Genomic DNA, 1,387 nt, shown 5'->3' on the forward strand with positions numbered 1-1,387 from the left:
GTTATTTTATTGAGCACTATAGTTTTTAATATTAAGTGATTGAAACAGTTTTTCTGCTGTTTGGTGTGTAGCTCTACTATGAAAACTATATCACTCTGTTTGATAGACAGTGGCAGTGTCCGGAATGTAAAACCCTGTATGACAGGGATAACAGTGCATATTTGAACCTTGATAATTACAGGGCAGGCGTCGCCGTCGGGACACGTTGCAGCTCGACGGAGTCGCCCAGACTCGATTTATCGTGCATCCATACCGAGCGGTGTAGGTAAGTCTGAATAATTTTAGATTATGTTAGATTTTTAGTAGCGGTGGTGTGTCCTGTGAACCTTTATGAGGAATGCCTGTCGTATGGAGTAGAAATTCTGATCCAGGAAGCAGTTCCATGCAAAGCCGTTTCAGTGATGGCATAGCCTACGATTTTCCTCCGAAAACGAATACTTCGGCAGTTGACCGTGGCGGCGATGAACGGAAAAGTGACGATGACCTGAACCCTGGTGAACAGGGTTCTCAAGAGTATCAGGGCCAACGGTGCATTGAAAACCGTTGTCGTGTTAACGGGCGGCTGGTCGGCAGCGTCGCTAACACCCGAAATGAGATTGCCACGGCGTCGTCTGTTCAAGATACGATCGTTACCGGGCAGGGCCGCGGGCAAGGTGTCAGCATGTCTGAAAGAACCACAGGAGTGGTGAGCCCTTCTGTGCCCACCAGTGTCGCTGTCGCACCGGCTCCTCATGGGCTACAGGCTCCTCATGGGCTACAGGCTAATGCCGCGCAGGCAGCAACCGATTGTGATGGCGAGGCAGGATTGAATCACTGGCTTGACCGCTTTCTGAGTATTCCCCCGGATCGGTTTATTACACCCGGTGATGATGTGTTGGAAGTGTTTGCACACTTCGACCGGCATGTGGCCGGCAAGAAGTTGACCGCCGGGCAACTGCGGTCTGTCAGTTTGAAACGAGTGCTGAATAGCCATGTGGATGCCTGGCTGAAGAAGAAGCAAGATCGGAACGAGACGATAGGAAAATTGCTGAACTTGCAGAAACTGATGTCTGAGGATATGACAGTCTATTTTCGCAACTGGGTCCTTCTGAAATGCTATAGCGATATGGTTTGTGGTGAGCCGGTTTCTGAAACTGATCGTCAGCATCTGGTGCAGGCGTTGAATCAGAGTGTCTTGGATGATTCTGCTGAGTTAACCAGTAAAGCCACCATGATGGATTTTTATTCACTAAGTCTGCTCTATTTTATGGGGGGGTTGCCATACTTTGAGAACGGTGTTAACTACCACAAGGGTCTTATCTTGCTGGACTATTGCTCGACAATACTCCGGGAAAAGTATTTCTTTTCCTGATTACCACTGATCGTACGTCATGATACAGAGAAAGTT

The 1,387-nt window shown here is 48.4% G+C and carries 1 protein-coding gene; it reads left to right on the forward strand.

The features are described from left to right. Window positions 1-382 precede the first annotated feature (382 nt). Complete coding sequence (locus KDK14_RS18830) at window positions 383-1,351, forward strand: hypothetical protein (protein ID WP_257266747.1); 969 nt, start codon at window positions 383-385, stop codon at window positions 1,349-1,351. Window positions 1,352-1,387: the final 36 nt, after the last annotated feature.

Origin of the sequence: Endozoicomonas sp. ONNA2 (genome assembly GCF_024606365.1) — a bacterium.
In the GTDB taxonomy this organism is placed as follows: Bacteria; Pseudomonadota; Gammaproteobacteria; order Pseudomonadales; family Endozoicomonadaceae; genus Endozoicomonas.

Excerpts from the sequence above, each read along its gene's own strand:
- KDK14_RS18830 (WP_257266747.1), top strand. The coding sequence starts at position 383 with ATGCAAAGCCGTTTCAGTGATGGCATAGCCTACGATTTTCCTCCGAAA.